The sequence below is a fragment of the Ruegeria sp. YTSC106 genome (assembly GCF_059609765.1).
Window position 1 is genome coordinate 324156 of record NZ_JBXWMI010000002.1, and the last position, 22917, is coordinate 347072.

A 22917-nucleotide genomic window follows, 5' to 3' on the forward strand; every position below is an offset into this window, starting at 1 on the left:
AACAGGAGACACAAATGAGCATCCGCAAATCCTCGCTTCTACTTCCCCGCACTTCCAACTGGGCAGGTGCCAGCGCGCTCGGCGCGGCCCTTCTGGCAACGACGGCCATGCCGTCCATGGCGGACGAGGCATTGGCTGATCTGGTTGAGACCGTTTCACCGTCGGTCGTAACCATCATCGCCGAACACGACGCAGTGCCGACCTCAGCCCAGGGTCAGAACTTTGACTTTGAAGGGCATCCCTTTGGTGAATTCTTCAAACGCTTCGGCGGCCCGGAAGGGTTCAACATGCCGCAACGTGGCCCGTCCCAGGGCCTGGGCTCGGGTTTTGTTCTGGATGAGGCCGGATACATCATCACCAATCACCATGTCGTCGACAATGCCTCGACCGTGACCGTGCGCCTCAGCGATGATCGCACCTTCGACGCCGAAGTGGTCGGAACGGACCCGCTAACGGATATCGCGGTTCTGAAAATCGACGCGGGGACTGACCTGCAAGCCGTGGAACTTGGCGACAGTGACACAATCCGCGTAGGTGAAGACGTGGTCGCAATCGGCAACCCCTTCGGCCTGAGCTCGACCGTGACCACAGGTATCGTTTCGGCAAAAGGCCGCAACATCTCGGAAGGTCCATATGCAGAGTTCATCCAGACGGATGCAGCGATCAACAAGGGCAACTCGGGCGGCCCTCTCTTCAACATGGAAGGCGAAGTTGTTGGCGTGAACTCGGCCATCTATTCGCCCAGCGGTGGGTCGGTCGGTCTTGGATTTGCCGTAACTTCGAACATCGTTGAACACATCGCAGCCGATCTGCGTGATGATGGGCAGGTCAGCCGGGGTTGGCTGGGCGTGTCGATCCAGAACGTTAGCCCACAACTTGCGGCGGCGTTGGGGATTGAGGCTTCCACGGGCGCGTTGGTGTCCGACGTAGTTTCAGGCAGCCCGGCAGACGGCGTCCTGACGCAAGGCGACGTGATCCTGTCATTCAACGACGATGCCGTAGACTCCAGTGGTGATCTTCCCATCCTTGTGGGCACGACCAAAGTCGGCACCGACAGCACTCTGACCGTGTTGCGTGAGGGCAAGCAGAAAACAGTGTCCCTTACTGTTGGCCAGCATCAGACCGCATCGGCCGAGACCGACAAACCGGTCGAAGCAGAAGTTGCAGGCACAACGCTCGGTGTTACCGTGGCACCGCTGACCGAAACGGTTCGGGCCGAGAAAGGTGTTGCCGAAAACGTCGAGGGCGTCGTCGTCACCGACCTGAAGCCCGACAGCCCCGCGGCAAAAGCCGGCCTGCAGCGTGGTGACGTGATCGTCAAGTTGGGCAATCAGGACACCTCCACACCGGACGCTCTGAAGGCGGCGCTGGACAGCGAAAAAACCGATCCTGCCCTGGTGCTGATCAATCGTGGCGGCAGCCAGATTTTCGTCGCGGTCGAACTGGCCTGAACCTGAACATGCGTGCGCTGCTTGATGGGGATTTCCGGCGCACGCCTCACCCGGCGGATCAGAGTTGTCCACTGTCCGCCGGGCTTGCCGGGTGCAGGCCCAGCACCCGGCAAGAACTTCTCCTAACCATGTGCTTTACCTGAAATTTGTGATTAAATATAAAAAGAAAGGAGCCCGACCATGAGCCGCCGTCTGTTGATCGTCGAAGATGATGCTGACACAAAGGACTTCATCGCCAAGGGTTTTGGCGAAGAGGGATACGTGGTTGAAACCGCGGCTGACGGTCGCGAGGGGCTGTACCATGCCACTGACGGTGGGTTTGACGCCATTGTTCTGGACAGGATGTTACCCGGTCTGGACGGGCTGTCACTGATCAAATCCATGCGGGCGGCCGGATTGAAAACCCCGGTATTGATGCTGACGGCGATGAGCGCGGTGGACGAACGGGTCAAGGGCCTGCGCTCGGGCGCCGACGATTATCTGGTCAAGCCATTCTCGTTCCAGGAGCTGCACGCCAGAATCGAAGCCCTGTTGCGTCGCCCTCAGGAATCCGAAGAGACGCCGACATTGACCTGCAAAGACCTGCAGATGGATTTGTTGACCCGCAAAGTCACGCGCGACGGGCACGAGATCTCACTGACACCACGTGAGTTTCAGATTCTCGAGTTTTTCCTGCGTCGCAAAAACCGTGTGGTGTCGCGCACCATGTTGCTTGAAGGAGTTTGGGATTACCACTTTGACCCGAACACCAATGTTGTGGACGTTCATATCTCGAAATTACGGCGCCAGCTGGACGAAGGCGGTGACGCGCCGCTGATTGAAACCGTCCGCGGAGCGGGTTACATGATGTCCGATGGATAACCTTCGGCTTTCGTTAAACAATTCAAGAACAAGGCTGGTAGCAACCAGCATGATTCTGAGCACGATTCTGACAGCGTCTGTGCTCGCGTTCGTCTATGTGACCGCCAACCGAAGCATCGAAGCCGAGACCCGCTCGGTCGTATCAGCAGAGTTGACGGGGCTTGCAGATGAATACGAAAGGCGCGGGCTGATTGGGTTGATCACTGCAATTGAGCGCCGTTTGCCAAGTGCCGCAGAGCGGGACGCGCTCTATCTTTTGACAGATCGGTTGGGCCTCAAACTTGTGGGCAATCTCAAGTCCTGGCCGGTGAACATTGCCGCCGGAAGTGGTTGGGTAGACTTGGAATTACGCCGGGCAGACAATGATCAGCTCGTGTCCGTCTCAGCCGCATCGGTCCGCCTGCCGGGCGGCGAGCGCCTTCTGGTTGGGCGGGATGCTGCGTCGCGCCAGCAATTCGACAGGGTTCTGTTTCGCTCAGTTGCCCTGGCGCTGGGGATTGCTTTGGTTCTGAGCGTCATCACCGGTTGGTTGTTCACGCGGTTGGTATTCTCGCGCCTCTCGGATATTGCCAGCACGGCTGAGAATATCGTTTCAGGCGATCTGTCAAAGCGGATGCCGCTGCGCGGAACCGGGGACGAATTCGATCAGGTTTCAGGCACATTGAACAACATGCTCGACCGGATCGAGGAATTGATCAGCAACCTTCGCACCACCTCGAATTCGATTGCGCATGATCTTCGCTCGCCTTTGTCTCGCCTGCGACAACGAGTTGAGGCCCTCTCTGAACCCGGCAAAAGCGATCTGGATCGCGAGATCGATATCGCACGGGCAACGGGTGAAATTGATCACGTTTTGCGCGTACTGGGGCAACTCACCGAAATCTCACGGGCCGAGGCCGGTCTGGGACGAGAGCAATTCGAAACCATCGATTTGCAACAACTGGTTGGCGATGTTGTAGAGCTTTATGACCCGGTCGCCGCCGATCAAGGTGTGCAACTTGAAGTCAGGGGCACTGCCCCTGCCATTCAGGGGCACCGGCCTCTTCTGTCGCAAGCTCTTTCCAATCTGTTGGAAAACGCCTTGCGTTACGCACCAGCAGATACCGCGATCACGATTTCTATCGATGCGCGCGACGGTCTTGCCCAGCTAAGCGTCAGGGATCGTGGACCCGGCGTTCCCCCCGAAGAACTGGATCGCCTTCAGCTTCCATTCGTGACACTTGACCCCGCTCGGACGGAACGCAATGCGGGTTTGGGCCTGGCTCTGGTCGCAGCAATTTCACATATGCACGGTGGGAAATTTGCCGCCCGGAACTGTGACCCCGGGCTGGAAACCACGATCAATCTGGCTCAACAGCGTTAATCCGGAACACCATTTATCGCCATGGTCTTGTTTTTATAGCGCGTATCGTCAGTGACATCCGTACCGAACCAATCCGGTGGGACGTATCTTGCGGCCTGGTCCTGTGAGGTGAATTCCACTTCCACCAGGCACAACGGTGCCAGATCTCCCGCGAAGACGTCCAGCTCAAATACCAGACCATCCTGCAATTGAGCGGTGTAGCGTATCTTCTCAACCCGCCGCCCTTCTGTTTCCGGCCAGAAGGTATCGAACTGTTCCGCAGTGATCTCGGCCTCGCGCTCCATCCGCACCAGGCCGCCGACACCTTTCAAAGTCAGGAAATACGCATCGTTTTTTTGCCTCAACCGCAACTCGGCGGAGTCGTCGGGCGCGGTCAGATAACCCTGTCGTACCACGGCTTTTTTCGCTTTGCTCAGGTCCGGCAGGTTTGCCACCAGAAACTTGCGTTCGATTTCTTTGCTCATCGGTTTGAAATCACTCTGCTCTCCAATTCCTCAAACAGTGCCCGGTAGGCAGCACAGGATACACTGCGCCCGGCAAAGGTACTGATCGGGGCACGATGCTGACCCATCTTTTCGATATCCGCAGCGAAAGGAACCGTCGTATGCAAAAAGCGCTTTGGATACAGCTTGCGCATCGCCTCCATAGTTTCCTGATGCAAAACCTTTCGGTGTTGCACCATCGAAAAAAAGGCCCGCAGTTTTTTCTTGCGCAACTTGTGTTTGTCAAAAAACTCAACCAGCTGATCGAACGTCCGTTCGGACAGGGTTGTGGGAATGACCGGCACGACGATTTCATCGGCTGCCTTGAAGATATTCTCGGACAGGGTCGAAAAATTGGGCGGGCAATCCAGAATGATCACGTCATAATCGCTACCTGCGGCTTTCAAAGCTCTTTTCAACCGCGAACGTTTGTTTCGCATCCGCGACAGGAACACATCAAAATCACGAAAGGTCAGATTCGCTGGCAGCACGTCCAAACCTTCGAAATCGCTGGCCCGGATTGCCTTGGTAAACCGTTCCACATCTTCGAAAAACCGCGCATCCGTCAGCTTTTTCGAAGGCTTCACCCGAAAATAGAACCCCGATGCGCCCTGGGGGTCAAGGTCACACAGCAGCACCTGTTGCCCCGCCTGCGCATATGCATAAGCCAGGTTCACCGAGGTTGCTGTTTTACCGACACCGCCCTTGTTGCTGTAACAGGCAATGATCTTCATTCCTCACTCCTCTTTCCGGTGAAACAAGGTCCGGAACAAGTGCCGGGTTTCCGGCCCGTCGAATTTCTCAAAGCTGGAAAGCACGCGGCTCCGCTCGGCCTTCTGGCGTTGATCCAGAACCGCGATCAATCCACCCACAGCCAGACCAATCCGCGCATCCACGCGGCCCTGTGCGTTGCTGTGCTGCGCGACAAAGGCCAGCAAAGACTCTTGCTGAACGGAGTAATCGTTAAACAGACCCAGATTGTCCTGCAGCTTTTTCAATGGTTTGATGATCTCCTTGAAGTTCTTTGCATCAAAGAGAGGGCCAAAGAATTCCATCAGGTAGCGCAGTTTTTTACAATCAATGCGAAGGTCATGCACCGTGTCATCCGGAGTGTCGTCGGTGATGCCACGAGCGACCTTGCATACCTTGCGATACCGTTTCCAAATCAATGCGCATGCATATTCATGTGCCCCGCGCTTTGCGTTTGATCCGGGTTTCAAACGATCTATTCCGTTGAACAATGCTGTCAGATTGGTCAGACAGGCGTTGTATTCTTCGCTGCGCAACCGGCGGGACAAGCGTGACAGTTCCCGCGCGCGTTCCGTCTCGAAAAGGTCGAACATTTCTTGCAAGCCATCATGAAGTATGGGCGGTAAGAACCTGAAGTATTTATCTTTTTCCAGAAGGTACACATCCAGATCACGCATACGGCCGGTGGGGGTCATGAGGTCGGAAAAGACCTGCTTCAAATGCACGGTCTGCGCGTCGGAAAAAACGCCTTTGAACAGGCTGATCACAGATCGGACTTTCCGCAGAGACACCCGGTAATCATGTAGAAATTCCGTGTCGATATCGGCGATAATTCCTTCTTCGTTTTGCCGGGCAACTTTCAGATAGTTTTGAATAATATCCGCAGCGACCTGAATGGATGGTTCAGCTTTTCCCAAATCGATCTCAGGCTTGGCCCGATAGGGAACCATGTCCGGGAAAAGCCCGGTGTAAAACGCTTCGGCACCCAACCCGCCCCCTGACATGGCAGACATCGCGGTGTTTACCTTTTGAAACGCTCTCTCATACCCACGCAGTCGCTGAAGCTGAACAATCGTCGCCTGACCGGTTGTCGAGGACAGGCACCAAACCTTTCCCCTGACTAGCGTTTTGTCCAACTCATCCAATACGGCGAGTGGTTTCGTCTGAATCTCCCCGGCTCCGATCTGCATCGGCGCGCGCAGTTTCGGAAACCCTTTCAAAGCTGCTTTAACGGGGCCCTGCGGCAGGTCTTGAACAAACCGCCCCTGCCCCTTGCAGCGTTGAGACAGTGGCGCACGGCCATTCTGGAAAAGCCACAGTGTTTCCCCGACCTCAACCAGAACACGACCTGATTTCCGCAACGATTGATCGTGGCAATCCAGATGCACGAAAGGTTTCGCAACTCCAGTTGAGTCGATCCTGATCGTAAACCCGGGAATGAGCCTTTCAAGAAGCGCCTCGTCAATCGGTTTGGACAGAAAGCCTTGAACATCTGAAGGTTCGGTCATGATCCGCCGATCCGGGGCGCTTTCAGGTATTCATTGACATTTGTCTCAACGATCTTCTGCACGCTGGTTCCTCTTCGATGGTTCTGATCCTTCAATACGTACAGGGTTTTCACCTCCAATTTTTGCAAGGAGCTTGTCTTGCCCCTGACCGGGCCACTTTCGGTATTTCTGGCTTCTGAAACTCGGCCCTCCGAGACAGCATGACTTCATGAGAGCTGAAACTCGAGACGACAGCAAGCCATTATGTTTTGGCAATTTACAAACATGGGTGACAGCCCCCGAAGGCGTAAGTAATAGAGACTTATGAGTGATCCCGTTTCCTCGATCCGCAACCTTGGCCCGGCCTTTGAGCAGGCCTGCGCGCGCGCCGGCATCCACTCGGCTGACGAGTTGCGGGAACTGGGGCCGGATGAAGCCTATGCCCGGCTTTTGCGGGCTGGTACCAAAGCACATTTCATCGGCTACTATGTTTTGGTGATGGGGCTTCAGGGACGCCCCTGGAATGATTGCAAGGGTGAAGAGAAAAAAAAGCTGCGACAGCGTTTCGACGCGATCAAGGCCGGTAACAGCGCGGCGCCGGAGAACCAGATGGTTGCGGACCTGGACGCAATCGGCGTTCGCGTCGCTCCCAAAGACCTAAAGCAAGTCTGAACAAAAAAGGCCGCCCCCTTGCAGAGCGGCCCGATCTTTCGGCAGAAAACCGGCTTAACCGACCAGTTCGATACCCGAGAAGAAATACGCGATCTCAACAGCCGCAGTTTCCGGTGCATCCGAACCATGAACCGAGTTTTCACCAACCGATTCAGCGAACTCGGCACGGATGGTGCCGGGTGCTGCGTCTGCCGGGTTAGTTGCGCCCATGACTTCGCGGTTCTTTGCAATGGCACCTTCGCCTTCCAGAACCTGAACAACAACCGGAGCCGACGACATGAACTCGCACAATTCATCATAGAACGGACGCTCGGCGTGAACTTCGTAGAACTTGCCGGCTTGTTCCTTGGTCATGTGGATGCGCTTTTGCGCAACGATGCGCAGACCGGCGTCTTCGAACTTGGCGTTGATCTTGCCAGTCAGGTTGCGGCGGGTTGCGTCGGGTTTGATGATCGAAAATGTGCGTTCCAGTGCCATGTCGGCCTCTCCTTACAATGTGGCGCGGGTCCGCGCCGAAATCCATCGCGCGCCGCGTATCACGGTCTATCGCTCATGAAAAGTGTTATGATGGTCTGCCTGCCGCTTTGAGGTTCAGAATATGTCCGGTAAAGGGTCCTTCCTGTCCAGACGCCGAACGTAAAGCACTGCAAGTAGGCCTGCAAAGCTGCTTGCCCACATCATGCCCAGAACCAGAAACGGCCCGTTTTCGGGGCTGACAAATGCGCCGGTCATCGAAGTCAGGATCGCACCCAGCGCTACAACCATCGCCCCCGACAACCCCGCCGCACTTCCTGCCAGCTTGGGGCGAACGGACATGACGCCCGCCGAGGCGTTTGCATTGGTCAGCCCGTTGCCGAACCCGACACAGATGGCCGAGCCGAAGAACACCCAGACCGACCCCAGATCAGCCAGAAATAGCAGCAGTCCGCAGAAAGGCCCGGTCGAAGCCACAACCCGGCCGATCAAGATCATCGTGGTCAGACGTGTGTGCGCCGCGATCCGGCCGGTTACGAAGTTCCCGACCATGAACCCACCCGTGATAATGCCAATTCCAAGACCCAGCAATGCGGGGCTCAGGTCGAACCACGCGGCCGCAACCAGCGGAGCACCGGTGATAAAGCTGTAGAACCCGCCGATGGAAAACGCCGCGCACAGGGCATACCCCCAGAACCGGCGGGCGCGTAAAAGATGCGGGTATTCCCGCAACTGGGCCGCGAAAGTCGAAGAGCGGTTCATGTTCGTCTCACCCATATCGAACCACAGCAGCCCCAACAGCCCTGCCCCTAGTACTGTGTAGAGCACAAATCCCGAACGCCAGCCGAACAGCATATCCAGCGTCCCACCCAGCATCGGGCCAAGCATTGGCGCCAAAGCCATGGCCATCGCGACATAACCGAGTTTGCTTGCAGCCTCGTTCGGCGGATACCGATCTCTGATCGATGCGCTGGACAGAACCGACCCAGCCACCACCGCGGCCTGCAAAAGACGGAAGCCAAGAAAGGTCCAGATGGACCCGGCCAGAGAGCATCCGATTGAGGCGATGACGAAGATGGACATACAGATCAAGAGGATCGGCCTGCGACCGAAACGATCCGACAAAGGCCCCATGATCAGTTGCAGCACGGCCGAGACCGCTAAATACCCCGCGACCGACAGATTCATGAGGCCATAATCCACCCCGAAGTCTTCGCTCATATGGGCCAGAGAAGGCAGGAACATATTCAGCGACAAAACCGACAATGCTGTGGCAAAGATCAGAGTGACCAAGTGTGGAGGCGTCCGGGCCGCGCGCATGTGAAAACCGTTCAGAAAAGCAAACGATACAGCGCTAACACATTGCTTGCAGATTGAACATGCCAAGCCGCTGGCGGCGGCATCACAGCTCTGCTAAGAGCGCTCCATGTTACGGATCGAAGACATCACCTATGCCGTTGAAGGTCGTCCATTGTTTGATGGCGCAACCGCAACGATTCCCGATGGTCACAAGGTTGGCCTTGTCGGTCGGAACGGAACCGGAAAGACCACGCTGTTCCGCCTGATCCGGGGCGAGTTGGCTTTGGAATCCGGTAATATCTCGGTCCCGAAACGCGCTCGGATTGGCGGTGTGGCGCAAGAGGTGCCCTCCTCTGATGTCTCGCTGATCAACACGGTTCTGGCCGCCGATACCGAACGCAGTGCATTGATGGCCGAGGCCGAAAGCGCCGAAGACCCGACACGTATCGCCGAAATTCAGACCCGTCTGGCCGATATCGACGCCTGGTCCGCCGAGGCCCGCGCGGCTTCGATCCTCAAGGGGCTGGGGTTTGATGACGAAGACCAACTGCGCCCGTGCTCGGATTTCTCGGGCGGGTGGCGGATGCGCGTTGCGCTGGCGGCGGTGCTGTTTTCTCAACCAGATCTGCTGCTGCTGGACGAACCGACAAACTATCTGGACCTCGAAGGCGCGCTGTGGCTCGAGAGCTATCTGGCCAAGTATCCTCACACGGTGATCATCATCAGCCACGACCGAGGTCTTCTGAACCGCGCCGTGGGGTCGATCCTGCATCTGGAAGACCGCAAGCTGACCTATTACGCGGTGCCATACGACAAGTTTGCGGAACGCCGTGCGGAACGTCTGGCACAGGCGGAATCGGAAAACGTCAAGGCCAAAGCCCGCATCGCACATTTGCAAAGCTTTGTGGATCGGTTCCGCTATAAGGCATCGAAAGCTGTTCAGGCCCAGTCGCGCCTGAAGATGATCGAACGCATCCAACTGGTCTCGACCCCACAAGAAGCAGCACTCCGTGCGTTCAGCTTTCCGGAACCCGAGGAACTGTCGCCACCGATTATCCAGATTGAGGGCGGCGTCACAGGTTATGGCGAGACAGAGGTGCTGCGGCGTCTGAACCTGCGCATCGACCAAGACGACCGCATTGCGCTGTTGGGCAAGAACGGTCAGGGGAAATCGACCCTGTCCAAGCTGCTCTCGGACCGGCTGCCCCTGATGGCAGGCAGGATGACCCGCAGCAACAAGCTGCGCATCGGCTATTTTGCACAGCATCAGGTGGATGAGCTCTATGTGGACGAAACACCGCTGGACCACCTGCGCCGCCTGCGCCCTGACGAGGCGCCCGGCAAGTGGCGTTCGCGACTGGCCGGTTTCGGGTTGAACGCGGATCAGGCGGAAACCAAGGTCGGGCGTCTGTCGGGTGGACAGAAAGCGCGCCTTTCACTGCTGCTCGCCACGATCGATGCGCCCCATATGCTGATCCTTGATGAGCCGACCAACCACCTTGATATCGAAAGCCGCGAGGCGCTGGTCGAGGCGCTGACTGCTTATTCCGGCGCGGTGGTTCTGGTCAGCCACGACATGCATCTGCTGAGCCTTGTCGCGGATCGCCTCTGGCTGGTTTCGGATGGTACGGCCAAACCCTTTGACGGCGACCTTGAAGCCTATCGGTCCCTGCTGCTGGCGCGCGACAGACCCGTCAGGGAAAAGTCCCAGACTGTCAAATCAAAACGCCCCACACGCGAGGCGTTGTTGGCTCTGCGCGCCGATCTGCGCAAATGCGAAGACCGGATCGAAAAGCTGACCGATATGCATGACAGGCTTTCCGCCAAACTGTCCGACCCGGCGTTGTACGAGGACGATAAGATCAACGATCTGGAAACCTGGAGCCGCAAGTTCACCGAAGTCACCGAGGCCATGCAAAAAGCCGAGGCTCTATGGGTCGCCGCCGCCGAACGACTTGAACAGGCAGAAACAGCATGAAAACACCCGTCAAAGACACCGGAGCTATGATTTCCGGTATGCATCCCGACTTGCAGCCCGGTGAATTTGCCTTTGTCGTGTGGCCTGAGAACAAACCCTGGCCTGAGGGCACGCGGGCCAGCTGTGTCGAGGCCGAAGGGCTGTCTCTTGTCGTCCCGATCGCTGCGGCACCGCAAGATGCCGTCGCGATGCGTTGCATTACCTTGCAGGTCCATTCCTCGCTGGAAGGTGTTGGTCTGACCGCGGCCGTTTCCAGCGCGCTGGCTCAGGCGGGCATCCCAGCGAACATGGTCGCGGGGTATCACCACGATCATGTCTATGTCCCGTCAGGTTGTTCGCAAGATGCCCTGAATATCCTGCAAGACCTGCAACGGAGCAGCAAATAGCAATGGACAGCGCATTCCTGATTACCGCGTTCACAACGCTTTTCGTGGTCCTTGACCCGCCCGCGCAAACTCCGATCTTCGTGGCTCTGACACAAGGCATGGACTGGCATACGCGCCGCTCCATCGCGGTTCGGGCCTGCCTGACAGCAGGCTTTATCCTGGCCCTGTTTGCTGCCTTTGGCGAAGCCCTTCTGGGGTTTGTTGGCATTTCGATGGAGGCGTTCCGCGTCGCAGGAGGCGTCCTGCTGTTCCTAACCGCGCTGGATATGCTGTTTGAACGCCGCACCAAGCGACGCGAAAGCAGCGCCGAGGAAGAGGAACATCCAGACCCGTCCGTTTTTCCCCTGGGCATTCCACTGATTGCAGGCCCCGGCTCGATTGCAACGATGATTCTGCTTGCGGGCCAGCAACCCGGCATTCAGGGCCTTGCCGTTGTCATCGGCGTCATGCTCGTTGTTCTGGCGATGGTCTTCGTGATGTATCTGACATCCGGCGCTGTCGCACGGGTTTTGGGCAAAACCGGGTTGAACGTATTGACGCGACTACTGGGTATGTTGCTTGCGGCCCTGTCTGTTCAATTCATTCTTGATGGCCTCAAGGCCTTTGGATTTGCGTCTTAAATCCCCATATACAATGCGCGTAACTTGAGTGGGGTGAACCCTGTGGACAGCATCGATATCGGACAACTGGTCTATCTGGTCGTGCTCGGGCTGGCGATCGCGTTCTGGTTCGTTTCGCAAAACCGCCAGTCACTGAACAAAACATTGCAGCAGGTGATGGCTTGGGTGTTCATTTTTGTTGGTGTCGTTGCCGTTGTTGGATTGTGGGAGGACATCCGGTCCTCGGTTGGGCCTGCCCCGCAGATGACCGTCACCGGCAACGCGATCGAGGTGCCCCGTGCCTATGACGGTCACTACTATTTGCCGGTTTTGGTGAATGATGAGCCGATCAGCTTTCTTGTCGACACCGGCGCCAGCCAGATCGTGCTCAGCGCTCAGGACGCTGCGCGCGTTGGTATCGATCCTGATCAGTTGAACTATTTCGGACGCGCCTTGACCGCCAACGGTGAGGTGCGCACCGCGCCGGTGCGGCTTGAGACCCTGACCGTAGGGCCAATTACCGATCAGAACGTATCGGCCTGGGTCAATGAGGGCGAGCTGGATAAATCGCTTTTGGGGATGGAATACCTGCATCGTTTCTCAAGCATTCAGTTCGTAGATGGCAAGCTGATCTTGTCTCGTTAGCGGCTCTGATCACTTGAGAACAAAAAAAGAACATGCTAATGTTCCGGCATGTCTACTCAGCTTCTTGGCCACAAACCTGCGCGTCAGGCACCGGGGGTAAACCTCCATCCGCAGATCACCCTGCAACTGGGCCGTGTGCACGAGGCGTGCGGCCCCGCCCGGCGCAGCTTTGCCATGTGGCTGGCCAGTCAGACACAGGGGCCGGTCTTGTGGATTTCCCCCGCGTGGGAACCTGGCCAGCTAAACCCCGATGGGATGATGGCCTTTACCGATCCGGCCCGGTTCATCTTTGTTCAGCCCACCCGTGCCGAGGATCTGCTGTGGTGTCTGGAGGAGGCGCTGCGCAGCGGGGCCATTCCGCTGATCGTCGGCGACCTGCCCGGCGCGCCGGGGCTGACACCGATACGCCGGATGCATCTGGCCGCCGAACAAGGGGGTATGATGGGGCGGGCTCCGCTTGGTTTGCTGCTGACACCCGGAGATGGTGGCGCGCAAGGGGTTGAGACACGCTGGCACATGGCTGCCACCCATCGGGACGATGCGAGACTCTGGACCCTGACCCGCCGCCGCGCCCGTGCCCTGCCCCCGGTCACATGGCAGGCCACCATGACCGCCGCCCGTGCCGGTTTGCATCTGAAACGGATCGAAACCGAAGATGCAACGGCGTAAAGCCACGCGGATCACGCAAGAAGTGACTGGTCAAACCCCGGGCCGCGCCCTAGCGTCACCGCATGAGCCATCCGATCCATGACAGTCGCTATTCCTGGCTTCGCCTTCTGATTACGCTCGCCATTGCAACAGTGGCGAATGTTGGCATGTGGGCGGTGATCGTGGTCATGCCCGCGGTTGAAGCCGAATTCGGGGCCGGTCGCGCCGAAGCCTCGATGCCGTATACGCTGGCGATGATCGGTTTTGCCTTGGGTAATATGTGGTTGGGGCAGTTGGTGGACCGGCTGGGTGTCACCAGCGCCCTGATCGGAGCAGCCGTCTTGAGTGCTCTGAGCTATGTGCTGGCAACGCTGGCACCGAATATGATGTTGCTATCCGCGGCCCATCTTCTGCTTGGGCTGGGCACGTCAATTGGGTTTGGTCCGCTGATCGCCGATATCTCGCATTGGTTCGTGAAGCGGCGCGGTATTGCCGTCGCACTGGTGGCCAGCGGGAATTACCTGTCCGGCGCCATCTGGCCCACCATGCTGTCCGGAATTCTGGCTCGGGACGGATGGCAACAGGTCTATCTGACGCTCGCCGTTCTGACGCTTGTCGTCGTCATTCCCCTGTCGCTTCTGCTACGCCGCAGGGTGCCGGTCGAGGCACACAGCACCGCCGCAGCATCCGCTCAAATCAATGCACGAAGTGTCGGCGTATCACCACGCGCGCTGCAATATATTCTAGGCCTGGCCGGGATCGGTTGTTGCGTCGCCATGTCGATGCCGCAGGTTCATATCGTCTCGTATTGCGTCGGACTGGGATATGGGCCCGCAGTCGGGGCCGAAATGCTGTCGCTGATGTTATTGGGTGGCGTTGTCAGCCGCATCATCTCGGGTCTGTTGGCTGACCGGCTGGGCGGCGTCGTGACGCTTTTGATCGGTTCTCTTCTGCAATGCATCGCCCTGTTCCTGTTCCTGCCGTACGACGGAATGGTGTCACTTTACGCCATCAGCCTGCTCTTTGGCCTGGCACAGGGTGGCATCGTGCCCAGCTATGCGTTGATTGTCCGCGAATACATGCCGCCACAAGAAGCTGGCGCGCGGGTCGGGTTCGTCATGATGATGACCATTCTTGGCATGGCACTCGGCGGCTGGATGTCAGGGTGGATATACGACCTCACCGGAAACTACCAACTGGCGTTCGTGAATGGCATTCTTTGGAATGGCCTGAACATTGCAATCGTTCTGATGCTGCTCAGGAGATCCCGCCCCGGGCGAGAACGGGTCATGGCATGACCCTTCTGACCCGTCGTAGCCTGCTTGCCGGCCTGGCAACCCTGCCCCTGACCCAGGCGGCACACGCTGCTTTGCGGCCTTACATCTTGTCGGATGAAGGCACCAGGGTCGGGTTCACTTTTGATCTTGCGGGGGTGACTCAGTCAGGGACAATGCCGATCCGGACCGCCGAAGTTCAAATTGACTCACGTCGCCTGCAGAACAGTCAGGTCACAGTGACACTGGACGTCAGCAAGGCCACAACGCGGCTGCCCTTTGCCCGAATGCCCATGCTCAGCCCCAGCGTATTGGACGCGAAACAGCACCCAACGATCCGGTTTGTGTCAACGGACATACAGTTGGGCACGGAAGGACGAATATCAGATGGCGCTCGGATCACGGGTGATCTGACGGTCCGCGGCGTGATCCGCCCGATCACGCTGGAGGCCAATCTGTACCGGCAGGCGGGAAGTGCCGAGAACAATCTGAACCGTCTGACCATTGGCCTGAAGGGCGCTCTGAACCGGCACGACTTCGGAGCTTCGGGCTATCCTGACTTGGTTCATGACACTGTCGGCCTGGACATCCACGCAGAGATTATCCGCGCGACCTGATCGTCAATTGGCAAAAAACGACTCGCTAAAGTCGAATTGATGCGCGCATTGTGCGGCGACACTGCCAATCTGAGACCACCATGCGCACGATCATTTCATTTGCCGCCCTGTTTCTTTCGGTCATTCTGCTACAGCTTTCGACAGGAGGCGTCGGACCTCTCGATGCCATATCGGGCATCACGCTGAATTTCACGACAGAACAGATCGGCCTATTGGGATCTTCGCACTTTCTGGGGTTTTTCATCGGCTGCTGGTGGGCACCACGTCTGATGGGAAATGTTGGTCATTCGCGTGCATTTGCCGTTTGCACTGCGCTGGGTGCAATGGGCTTGATCGGGCATACGCTGACTGAAAACCCATACATCTGGGCGGCCCTGCGTGTGGCCTCTGGCACCTGCGTGGCAGGCGCGTACACGGTGATCGAGGCCTGGCTGAACGCAAAGGTCACCAATGAAACCCGAGGGCGTGCGATGGGTACGTACCGGATCGCGGATATGGGCGCATCCCTGTGCGCCCAGTTAATTATCGCCGTTCTGCCCCCGGCTTCATATGTCTCATACAACCTGCTTGCGATCTTGTGCTGTGCGTCGCTGCTGCCGTTGACTCTGACCAAAGCAAGCCAGCCCAAAACACCTGATGCGCCTCGCCTTAAACCCGGGCTGGCATGGCGCAGCTCACCGCTGGCCGTGGCGGGTGTGATCGTGGCCGCGGTCAGCTCGGCCTCGTTCCGTATGGTGGGTCCGGTTTACGGGCAAGAAGTCGGCCTTGCCGTCGATCAGATCGCATTCTTCCTGGCCTCGTTCGTAATGGGTGGTGCGCTTGCACAATACCCCGTCGGCTGGCTGGCTGACAAATATGACAGGCGCTGGGTGCTGATCTGGCTGTCAGCTGCAGCGGTGCTCAGTTGTGGCGTCACTATGGCGGCAAGCGGCACCGGAACGATCGGGGTCATGTCGGCAGCGGTATTCTTTGGCCTGACAACCTTCCCGATCTTCTCGGTTTCTTCTGCCCACGCAAATGACTTCGCCACATCCGAGGAACGGGTGGAGCTGTCTGCGGCCCTGATGTTCTGGTTTGCCTTGGGGGCAATTGCATCGCCCTATATTACCTCGACTTTGATCCAGAAATTTGGTCCCGGGGCCCTTTTTGCCTTCGTCGCGTTCGGGCATGTCTTCCTGATCGTATTTGGTCTGGCGCGGATGCGGTCCCGCCCCACCCCCGAGGAGCGTACGAACTATGTTTATGCCCCGCGTACCTCATTCACGATTGGTCGCCTTCTCAAACGGTCGCGGGAAAACTTGAAAAACTAGACACCCGCTGGTTTTTGTATGCCTTTCGTGATTGCCCCGGTTTTTTCGGTCGGCCTTGCATGAAACAAGGACGGGTCCGAACAGCTCAGATGCAACGCATTGCGGTTATACTGTTCCGGGAACGCGAACCAGATCGCCGGGGCAGCGCGGTTTTCGGACCATTCGGCGTCCAAATTGACTTGCAGGTCAATGTCGGGCTTTTGCTGGACGATCACATCATGTAGACGGGCGCGCAAACAGTTACGCGGAAACGGATCATGGCTCGGATTCTCATCACCTCGGCGATCCCCTATATCAACGGGATCAAACACCTCGGCAATCTGATCGGCTCGCAATTGCCTGCCGACTTGTATGCACGTTACCAGCGTGGCCGGGGGAACGAGGTCATGTTCCTGTGCGCCACGGATGAACACGGCACACCAGCCGAGCTGGCAGCGGCCAAGGCGGGTAAACCGGTGGCCGAGTACTGCGCCGACATGTATGCGATTCAGGCCGATATCGCCAATCGGTTTGGGCTCAGCTTCGATCACTTTGGACGCTCGTCCAGCGAACAGAACAAGTGCCTGACCCAGCATTTTGCGGGTAAGTTGGATGACGCGGGCCTCATCCGCGAAGTCAGCGAAAAACAGGTTTATTCCAACGGTGATGGCCGCTTTTTGCCCGATCGGTATATTGAAGGCACCTGCCCCAATTGCGGCTATGACCGCGCGCGCGGCGACCAGTGCGAGAACTGCACCAAGCAGTTGGATCCGACGGACCTGATCGAGCCGCGCTCGGCCATTTCCGGGTCGACCGATCTTGAAATACGTGAAACCAAGCACCTGTATCTGCGCCAATCCGCGATGAAGGATAAGCTGGATGCGTGGATCGACAGCAAGACAGACTGGCCGGTCCTGACCACGTCAATTGCCAAGAAGTGGCTGCATGACGGCGACGGCTTGCAAGACCGTGGCATCACCCGCGATCTGGACTGGGGTGTGCCGGTCAAAAAAGGCGATCAGGATTGGCCGGGGATGGAGGGCAAGGTCTTTTACGTCTGGTTCGACGCCCCCATTGAATACATCGCCTGTGCCAAGGAATGGGCTGACGCCAACGGCAGGACAGACGCGGATTGGGAACGCTGGTGGCGCACCGACAAGGGCGCGGACGACGTGCGCTATGTCCAGTTCATGGGAAAGGACAACGTGCCGTTCCATACGTTGTCGTTCCCGGCCACCATTCTGGGCACCAACACGCATAATGAAGAGACCGGATCACCCGAACGCTGGAAGCTGGTGGATTTTATCAAGTCGTTCAACTACCTGAATTATGACGGCGGCCAGTTTTCGACCAGCCAGGGCCGTGGCGTGTTCATGGATCAGGCACTGGACATTCTGCCTGCCGATTATTGGCGCTGGTGGCTGCTGAGCCATGCGCCGGAAAGCAGCGACAGTGAGTTCACGTGGGAGAACTTCCAGCAATCGGTGAACAAGGACCTCGCCGACGTTCTGGGCAACTTTGTCAGCCGGATTACCAAATTCTGCCGTTCGAAATTTGGTGAAACCGTGCCCGAAGGCGGTGAGTTTGACGCCCGCGAGCAAGCTCTGATCGAAGAACTCACCAAACGCGTCCGCACCTATGAGGGCCACATGGGGGCGATGGAGGTTCGCAAATCCGCGCAGGAGCTACGGGCAATCTGGGTTGCCGGAAATGAATATCTGCAGGCTGCAGCTCCGTGGTCCACGTTCAAGGAAGACCCCGAGCGGGCTGCTGCGCAGGTACGTCTTGGCCTGAACCTGATCCGCCTTTACGCCGTTCTCAGCGCGCCGTTCATCCCCGACACCTCGGCCCGTATGCTGAGCGCGATGAACACGTTGGATACCAGCTGGCCGGATGATGTCGCCGTGGCGTTGAACGCCCTGCCCTCCGGACACGACTTTACCGTGCCCGACGTTCTGTTCGCCAAGATAGCGGATGAACAGCGTGAAGAATGGCAGGAGAAATTCGCTGGGACCCGCGACTGAACCATCCGATACCTAGAACCAGGGGGGCCATTCCGACCCCCTTCTCGCTCGGGCCCGATGACCACGCCGGGACCTAAGCCAGCATAAGTGCTGAAATTTTTGACATCGGCCCCGATCGACTCAAGATTCATCACGCTTGAGATATCGGCACAAAAAAGTCATCCTGAGATCAAGTTCCTCCGACTCGGGTCGCCCAGACGACCGGGTCGGTATCTTTTGTTTCTGCATCGAACGAGGCTTTCGCCATGTCCCCAGCATTCATTTCGCCCAACAAGACCAGCAGGCATTTGGCCGCCGTATTCATGCTGTTGTCCTTGGGTTTGGCGCATCCTGCGACCGCGCAGGAAGAAGGGGCACCACCGAAGGTTTCCATAGCCGCAGCCTATACCGAGGAAATCACCGACGAGGCCACGTTCATCGGGCGCGCCGAGGCAATCAACAAAGTCGATATCGTGGCGCGCGTGAACGGGTTTCTCAACAGCCGCGAGGTCGAGGATGGAGCGACGGTAAATGAAGGCGACCTGCTGTTCACTATCGAACCCGACCTTTACGAGGCCACGCTTGAGGCCCGAAAGGCCGATCTGAACCGGGCGGAAGCGAATCTTGAGCTGGCAAAGGTTGATCTGGCGCGTAAAGAAGAGCTTTACAAACGTGACGCGACGCCGGAATCGGAACGCGACATCGCCCGCGCCAATGAACTGGTCGCAGAGGCAGAGGTGAAAGCAGCCAAAGCTGCGATCCGGCAGGCCGAGCTCGACCTGAGCTACACGCAGATCCACGCACCATTTGATGGCCGTATCGGCAGGATCACCACAAGCGTTGGCGATGTTGTTGGTCCAAACAACCCTCCACTGGTCAATATCGTAAGCGAGACGCCAATCTACGTGAATTTCTCGTTGAACGAAAAGCTCTTTACCTCGGTTTTGCAGACCGTTGGCGAAAACTCAGCCTCTCTTGCGGATAGTCCGCAAAGCCCAAACGTGCACGTCACCCTGCCCAATGGCACAGAGATGGATGAAGTCGGCAGAATTGTATTCGTTGACAACCGTATCGACCCATTGACCGGCGCAATCACAATGCGGGCCCAATTCGACAATAAGGACCGGCTGATCCTGGACGGCGCTTTCGTGAATGTGCAGATCGAAGCGCTGGAGCCGACCTTGCAGGTTCTGGTGCCACAAGCCGCCTTGCAGCGCGATCAGCGGGGCGATTTTGTCCTGGTGGTTAATGACAAGCAAATGGTTGAACAACGCTACATCACAACAGGTGACACTTTTGGTACTGCGATTATCGTGCTGGACGGACTGCGTGAAGGTGAAAGCGTCATTGTCGAGGGCTTGCAGCGGGTCCGCCCCGGTGTGGCTGTTGACGCGGTCGTGGCCTCTGAACAGCCGGGAGAGTAACAGATGTTCTCAGCCCTGTTCATAAGCCGCCCCAAGCTGGCGCTTGTCATCTCACTGGTGCTGACCATCATGGGCGGCATCGGGTACCTGGTACTGCCGGTCGCGCAGTTTCCGGACATCACACCACCGGTGGTCAACGTCTCAACCACGTATACCGGTGCAAACGCCGAAACCGTTGAAAACACCGTTGCCGCGCCGATTGAGGCACAGGTCAACGGTGTGGACGACATGATCTATATGACGTCCAGATCGTCGGACAACGGGTCCTACTCGCTGGATGTGACCTTTGAGGTGGGCACCGATCCTGACATCGCATCGGTCAACGTTCAAAACCGGGTTGCGCAGGCCATGTCGTCATTGCCAGCCGAGGTCACTTCGTCCGGCGTCGTGACACAGAAATCTTCGACCAACATGCTGATGCTGGTCACTCTGACCTCACCCGATGGGACCTATGACAGTGTGTTCCTGTCGAACTATGCCTCGATCAATCTGCGCGATGCGCTGGCGCGTGTGCAGGGCGTTGGTAAGGCTGATGTTCTGACCAACCTTGAATACGCCATGCGGATCTGGATGGACCCGGACAAGATGGCGGCGCTGTCCATCACTCCGGGGGATGTAATCAATGCAATCCGGGAACAGAATATCGAAGTGTCTGCCGGTTCCATCGGTGCACCACCTGTACCCGAAGGGCAGACGTTTCAATACACGATCAAATCCAAAGGCCGTCTGACATCCGCAGAAGAATTCGGTGACATTGTTATCCGGACCGGCGAAGCCGGCGCCATCGTCCGCGTCAAGGACATCGCTCGGGTTGAGCTTGGCGCAGAATATTATGCGGCTTCGGGCTATTTTCAGTCGGTTCCTGCCACGGTTATCGGCATCTATCAGGCCCCCGGCGCAAACGCTTTGGCGGTATCGGAACGTGTGCAGGCCGAATTGGAACGGCTGTCCCGCGCGTTCCCAACGGATGTCGAGTATGATGTACCCTTCAACACGACCGACTTTGTCGAGGCCTCTTTGAACGACGTGGTCTCGACCCTGATCCTGACCTTCATTCTCGTTATTTCGGTTGTGTTCGTCTTCCTGGGAAGTTGGCGCGCAACGATCATTCCGGCGGTGGCAATTCCAGTGTCCCTGATCGGCACTTTTGCCTTCCTGCTGGCGTTTGGGATGTCCCTGAACACCATCTCGCTGTTCGCCTTGGTGCTTGCCATTGGTATTGTGGTGGACGACGCCATTGTCGTTGTTGAAAACGTGGAGCGCATCATTGCGGATGAAGGGTTGCCTCCGGCTGAAGCGACCCGAAAAGCCATGGGCCAGATAACTGGACCGGTCATCGCGACCACTTTGGTTCTTCTGGCGGTGTTCGTGCCGGTGACGTTCATGCCCGGCATCTCGGGGCGGTTGTATTCCCAATTTGCGGTCACGATCTCGACCGCTGTCGTTATCTCATCCATCAACGCGCTGACCCTTTCGCCCGCCCTGTGTGGCTTGGTGCTACGTGCCAGATCTGGCCCTCCCAAAGGGCTGCTGGCGGTCTTCGAAAGTTTCATCGGCACCGTGCGCAACGGCTATGTCGCCATAGTACGCAAACTGCTGATTTTCCCCGCCATCGCGCTGGCCATCGTGGTCGGTCTTGGTTTTGGTACGGGGACAATCATGTCGAATACCTCTGCCGGGTTTATCCCGCTTGAGGACAACGGGTACTTGTTCGTCGATGTTCAGTTGCCGGATGCTGCCACTCTGGAACGGACAGAGGCGGTCACCGCACGTCTGGACGAACAGATAAGCGAAATCCCGGGCGTTGCGAGCACGGTTCTTGTCAACGGCTTTTCGATGCTGAACGGCACGATCACCAATGGCGCTGCGATTTTCGTCAATCTCGACAATTGGAGCGAGCGGCAAGGAGACGATCTGAGCGCTGATGCTATTCTGGCCAAGGTACTGGCGATTGCGAATGGTGAATCAGCGGCTTCGATCCTGGCCTTCAATCCACCACCTATCCAGGGTCTTGGCATGTCCGCGGGCGTAGAAATGGAGGTTCAGCAAACCGGCGGTGGCACACCGCAGGATCTGGCCTCGGCCGTGGGTTCGTTCGTGTATTCGGCCAATCAGAGACCCGAGATCGGGCAGGCCTATACAACCTTCCGCGCCAACGTCCCGCAGCTGTTCGTTGATCTGGACCGCGAAAAGGCCAAAACGCTGAATGTCTCGGTCGCCGAGATTTTTCAGACCATGCAGGCACAACTGGGGTCGTACTATGTCAATGACTTCAACCTGTTCGGCCGCGTCTACCGCGTGATGATTCAGGCTGATGGCACCTATCGGGACAATGTCGAGGATATCGCGAACCTCTATGTCCGTTCTCAAAACGGCGACATGGTGCCGTTAGGGACACTGATCGACGTGGAAAACGTGTTGGGTCCGGTTCTGCTGAAGCGCCACAACCTGTTCCGGTCTGCCACGGTGACGGCGGTACCTGCACCCGGCTTGTCCAGCGGCGACGCAATCAACGTGATGACGGAGGAATCCGCAACCGCACTGCCCCCGGGATATTCGTTCGAATGGACAGGTACAGCACAGCAACAGCTGGCCTCGGGCAGTCTGGTGATCATCATCCTCGGGCTTGCCATCCTGTTCGGTTACTTGTTCCTGGTGGGTCAGTACGAAAGCTGGACCTTACCTGTTTCAATCCTGCTTTCCGTTGTTGTGGCCCTGTTTGGTGCCGTGGCGGCGGTGGCGATCGTGGGCAGTGACATCAACCTCTATACGCAGATCGGTATGATCATGCTTGTGGGGCTGGCCTCGAAGAACGGTATTCTTATCGTCGAGTTCGCCATGGAGCAACGCGCCAAGGGGTTGTCTATTAAAGAGGCCGCCGCAGAGGCTGCGCATCAGCGTTTCCGCGCCGTGATGATGACTGCCTTGTCCTTCCTCCTCGGTGTTGTACCACTGCTGGCCGCCAACGGAGCCGGCGCCGCTAGCCAGAAAGCGATTGGTGTCGCGGTGTTCGGCGGGATGCTGGCCGCGACGCTGGTTGGTGTGATCGTGGTGCCCGTGCTCTACGCCCTGATGCAGGGCTTGCGAGAATGGTTGAAGGGCAGCAAGAAGGAGCCCGACCCTTCTGAAGAAGCCGCCTGACTACACAAAAAAGCCCCACCAGAACTGGTGGGGCTTTTTTGCAATTCCGCTGATAGGTTTCAGGCTTTTTAAAG

The 22917-nt window shown here is 57.6% G+C and carries 21 protein-coding genes; 16 read left to right on the forward strand and 5 right to left on the reverse strand.

The genetic code is table 11. The annotated features are described in order from the left end of the window. Positions 1-14: 14 nt before the first annotated feature. The 3 genes from AC2FEB_RS03840 (at position 15) to AC2FEB_RS03850 (ending at position 3675) form a co-directional block, all read left to right on the forward strand. Positions 15-1451 carry a DegQ family serine endoprotease gene (locus AC2FEB_RS03840; protein ID WP_496671853.1) on the forward strand — a complete coding sequence of 479 codons (1437 nt, stop codon included), beginning with the start codon at positions 15-17 and terminating at the stop codon, positions 1449-1451. A 180-nt stretch (positions 1452-1631) separates the two neighbouring features. Next, the gene (locus AC2FEB_RS03845) at positions 1632-2312 is read left to right on the forward strand and encodes a response regulator transcription factor (protein ID WP_496883844.1); all 681 of its coding nucleotides are present in this window, start codon (positions 1632-1634) and stop codon (positions 2310-2312) included. Positions 2313-2361: 49 nt separating this feature from the next. Continuing rightward, positions 2362-3675 carry an ATP-binding protein gene (locus AC2FEB_RS03850; protein WP_496671850.1) on the forward strand — a complete coding sequence of 438 codons (1314 nt, stop codon included), beginning with the start codon at positions 2362-2364 and terminating at the stop codon, positions 3673-3675. On the opposite strand, the gene AC2FEB_RS03855 is transcribed toward AC2FEB_RS03850, so the two are convergent. Genes AC2FEB_RS03855 through AC2FEB_RS03865 form a run of 3 tightly spaced genes read right to left on the reverse strand, consistent with a single transcriptional unit; the run spans position 3672 to position 6415 of the window. Continuing rightward, entirely contained in the window at positions 3672-4139 is a 468-nt protein-coding gene (locus AC2FEB_RS03855; RefSeq protein ID WP_117869213.1) for a CYTH domain-containing protein, read from the reverse strand. The genes AC2FEB_RS03850 and AC2FEB_RS03855 overlap by 4 nt on opposite strands. Then, the gene (locus AC2FEB_RS03860; RefSeq protein WP_496671847.1) at positions 4136-4891 is read right to left on the reverse strand and encodes a ParA family protein; all 756 of its coding nucleotides are present in this window, start codon (positions 4889-4891) and stop codon (positions 4136-4138) included. Before AC2FEB_RS03860 ends, AC2FEB_RS03855 begins: the two co-directional genes overlap by 4 nt. Positions 4892-4894: 3 nt before the next feature. Then, a complete protein-coding gene (locus AC2FEB_RS03865) occupies positions 4895-6415 on the reverse strand; it encodes a CHAD domain-containing protein (protein WP_496671845.1) in 1521 nt (506 codons plus the stop codon). 303 nt (positions 6416-6718) lie between these two features. On the opposite strand from AC2FEB_RS03865, the gene AC2FEB_RS03870 reads away from it, so the two are divergent. Then, positions 6719-7066, forward strand: coding sequence for a TfoX/Sxy family protein (locus tag AC2FEB_RS03870; RefSeq protein WP_117869216.1), 348 nt, complete (start codon positions 6719-6721; stop codon positions 7064-7066). A gap of 54 nt (positions 7067-7120) precedes the next feature. Here the strand turns inward: AC2FEB_RS03870 and ndk are convergent, their stop codons facing one another. Both ndk and AC2FEB_RS03880 read right to left on the reverse strand, forming a co-directional pair. After that, the gene (ndk, locus tag AC2FEB_RS03875; RefSeq protein WP_039530342.1) at positions 7121-7543 is read right to left on the reverse strand and encodes a nucleoside-diphosphate kinase; all 423 of its coding nucleotides are present in this window, start codon (positions 7541-7543) and stop codon (positions 7121-7123) included. A gap of 114 nt (positions 7544-7657) precedes the next feature. Then, positions 7658-8860, reverse strand: a complete 1203-nt coding sequence (locus tag AC2FEB_RS03880) for a multidrug effflux MFS transporter (RefSeq protein ID WP_496671841.1) — start codon at positions 8858-8860, stop codon at positions 7658-7660. A gap of 106 nt (positions 8861-8966) precedes the next feature. Here AC2FEB_RS03880 and AC2FEB_RS03885 point away from each other — a divergent pair, with 106 nt between their 5' ends. The 12 genes from AC2FEB_RS03885 (at position 8967) to AC2FEB_RS03940 (ending at position 22843) form a co-directional block, all read left to right on the forward strand. Then, positions 8967-10817: an ABC-F family ATP-binding cassette domain-containing protein gene (locus AC2FEB_RS03885; RefSeq protein WP_496671838.1), complete on the forward strand. Its 1851-nt coding sequence runs from the start codon at positions 8967-8969 to the stop codon at positions 10815-10817. Beyond that, on the forward strand, positions 10814-11203 hold the full coding sequence (locus AC2FEB_RS03890; protein ID WP_496671835.1) for an ACT domain-containing protein: 390 nt from the start codon (positions 10814-10816) through the stop codon (positions 11201-11203). Before AC2FEB_RS03885 ends, AC2FEB_RS03890 begins: the two co-directional genes overlap by 4 nt. Positions 11204-11205: 2 nt before the next feature. After that, positions 11206-11823 (forward strand): MarC family protein, encoded by a 618-nt coding sequence (locus AC2FEB_RS03895; protein ID WP_117869219.1) that lies wholly within the window; start codon positions 11206-11208, stop codon positions 11821-11823. A 42-nt stretch (positions 11824-11865) separates the two neighbouring features. Next, positions 11866-12447: a retropepsin-like aspartic protease family protein gene (locus AC2FEB_RS03900; RefSeq protein ID WP_496671832.1), complete on the forward strand. Its 582-nt coding sequence runs from the start codon at positions 11866-11868 to the stop codon at positions 12445-12447. A gap of 48 nt (positions 12448-12495) precedes the next feature. Then, the gene (locus AC2FEB_RS03905; protein ID WP_496671829.1) at positions 12496-13116 is read left to right on the forward strand and encodes an ImuA family protein; all 621 of its coding nucleotides are present in this window, start codon (positions 12496-12498) and stop codon (positions 13114-13116) included. Between the two features lie 62 nt (positions 13117-13178). Continuing rightward, positions 13179-14393 (forward strand): MFS transporter, encoded by a 1215-nt coding sequence (locus AC2FEB_RS03910; RefSeq protein WP_496671826.1) that lies wholly within the window; start codon positions 13179-13181, stop codon positions 14391-14393. Beyond that, on the forward strand, positions 14390-14986 hold the full coding sequence (locus tag AC2FEB_RS03915) for a YceI family protein (protein ID WP_496671823.1): 597 nt from the start codon (positions 14390-14392) through the stop codon (positions 14984-14986). The genes AC2FEB_RS03910 and AC2FEB_RS03915 overlap by 4 nt, the downstream gene beginning before the upstream one ends. Positions 14987-15066: 80 nt before the next feature. Continuing rightward, positions 15067-16296, forward strand: coding sequence for an MFS transporter (locus tag AC2FEB_RS03920; RefSeq protein WP_117869224.1), 1230 nt, complete (start codon positions 15067-15069; stop codon positions 16294-16296). A gap of 59 nt (positions 16297-16355) precedes the next feature. After that, positions 16356-16520, forward strand: a complete 165-nt coding sequence (locus AC2FEB_RS03925) for a hypothetical protein (RefSeq protein WP_496671820.1) — start codon at positions 16356-16358, stop codon at positions 16518-16520. A gap of 33 nt (positions 16521-16553) precedes the next feature. Then, positions 16554-18299: a methionine--tRNA ligase gene (gene metG, locus AC2FEB_RS03930; RefSeq protein ID WP_496671817.1), complete on the forward strand. Its 1746-nt coding sequence runs from the start codon at positions 16554-16556 to the stop codon at positions 18297-18299. A 302-nt stretch (positions 18300-18601) separates the two neighbouring features. After that, positions 18602-19702: an efflux RND transporter periplasmic adaptor subunit gene (locus AC2FEB_RS03935; protein WP_496672134.1), complete on the forward strand. Its 1101-nt coding sequence runs from the start codon at positions 18602-18604 to the stop codon at positions 19700-19702. 3 nt (positions 19703-19705) lie between these two features. Beyond that, positions 19706-22843: an efflux RND transporter permease subunit gene (locus AC2FEB_RS03940; RefSeq protein ID WP_496671814.1), complete on the forward strand. Its 3138-nt coding sequence runs from the start codon at positions 19706-19708 to the stop codon at positions 22841-22843. The last annotated feature ends 74 nt before the right edge of the window (positions 22844-22917 follow it).

Excerpts from the sequence above, each read along its gene's own strand:
- AC2FEB_RS03840 (WP_496671853.1), top strand. The coding sequence starts at position 15 with ATGAGCATCCGCAAATCCTCGCTTCTACTTCCCCGCACTTCCAACTGG.
- AC2FEB_RS03845 (WP_496883844.1), top strand. The coding sequence starts at position 1,632 with ATGAGCCGCCGTCTGTTGATCGTCGAAGATGATGCTGACACAAAGGAC.
- AC2FEB_RS03850 (WP_496671850.1), top strand. The coding sequence starts at position 2,362 with ATGATTCTGAGCACGATTCTGACAGCGTCTGTGCTCGCGTTCGTCTAT.
- AC2FEB_RS03855 (WP_117869213.1), bottom strand. The coding sequence starts at position 4,139 with ATGAGCAAAGAAATCGAACGCAAGTTTCTGGTGGCAAACCTGCCGGAC.
- AC2FEB_RS03860 (WP_496671847.1), bottom strand. The coding sequence starts at position 4,891 with ATGAAGATCATTGCCTGTTACAGCAACAAGGGCGGTGTCGGTAAAACA.
- AC2FEB_RS03865 (WP_496671845.1), bottom strand. The coding sequence starts at position 6,415 with ATGACCGAACCTTCAGATGTTCAAGGCTTTCTGTCCAAACCGATTGAC.
- AC2FEB_RS03870 (WP_117869216.1), top strand. The coding sequence starts at position 6,719 with ATGAGTGATCCCGTTTCCTCGATCCGCAACCTTGGCCCGGCCTTTGAG.
- ndk (WP_039530342.1), bottom strand. The coding sequence starts at position 7,543 with ATGGCACTGGAACGCACATTTTCGATCATCAAACCCGACGCAACCCGC.
- AC2FEB_RS03880 (WP_496671841.1), bottom strand. The coding sequence starts at position 8,860 with ATGCGCGCGGCCCGGACGCCTCCACACTTGGTCACTCTGATCTTTGCC.
- AC2FEB_RS03885 (WP_496671838.1), top strand. The coding sequence starts at position 8,967 with ATGTTACGGATCGAAGACATCACCTATGCCGTTGAAGGTCGTCCATTG.
- AC2FEB_RS03890 (WP_496671835.1), top strand. The coding sequence starts at position 10,814 with ATGAAAACACCCGTCAAAGACACCGGAGCTATGATTTCCGGTATGCAT.
- AC2FEB_RS03895 (WP_117869219.1), top strand. The coding sequence starts at position 11,206 with ATGGACAGCGCATTCCTGATTACCGCGTTCACAACGCTTTTCGTGGTC.
- AC2FEB_RS03905 (WP_496671829.1), top strand. The coding sequence starts at position 12,496 with ATGTCTACTCAGCTTCTTGGCCACAAACCTGCGCGTCAGGCACCGGGG.
- AC2FEB_RS03910 (WP_496671826.1), top strand. The coding sequence starts at position 13,179 with ATGAGCCATCCGATCCATGACAGTCGCTATTCCTGGCTTCGCCTTCTG.
- AC2FEB_RS03915 (WP_496671823.1), top strand. The coding sequence starts at position 14,390 with ATGACCCTTCTGACCCGTCGTAGCCTGCTTGCCGGCCTGGCAACCCTG.
- AC2FEB_RS03920 (WP_117869224.1), top strand. The coding sequence starts at position 15,067 with ATGCGCACGATCATTTCATTTGCCGCCCTGTTTCTTTCGGTCATTCTG.
- AC2FEB_RS03925 (WP_496671820.1), top strand. The coding sequence starts at position 16,356 with ATGAAACAAGGACGGGTCCGAACAGCTCAGATGCAACGCATTGCGGTT.
- metG (WP_496671817.1), top strand. The coding sequence starts at position 16,554 with ATGGCTCGGATTCTCATCACCTCGGCGATCCCCTATATCAACGGGATC.
- AC2FEB_RS03935 (WP_496672134.1), top strand. The coding sequence starts at position 18,602 with ATGCTGTTGTCCTTGGGTTTGGCGCATCCTGCGACCGCGCAGGAAGAA.
- AC2FEB_RS03940 (WP_496671814.1), top strand. The coding sequence starts at position 19,706 with ATGTTCTCAGCCCTGTTCATAAGCCGCCCCAAGCTGGCGCTTGTCATC.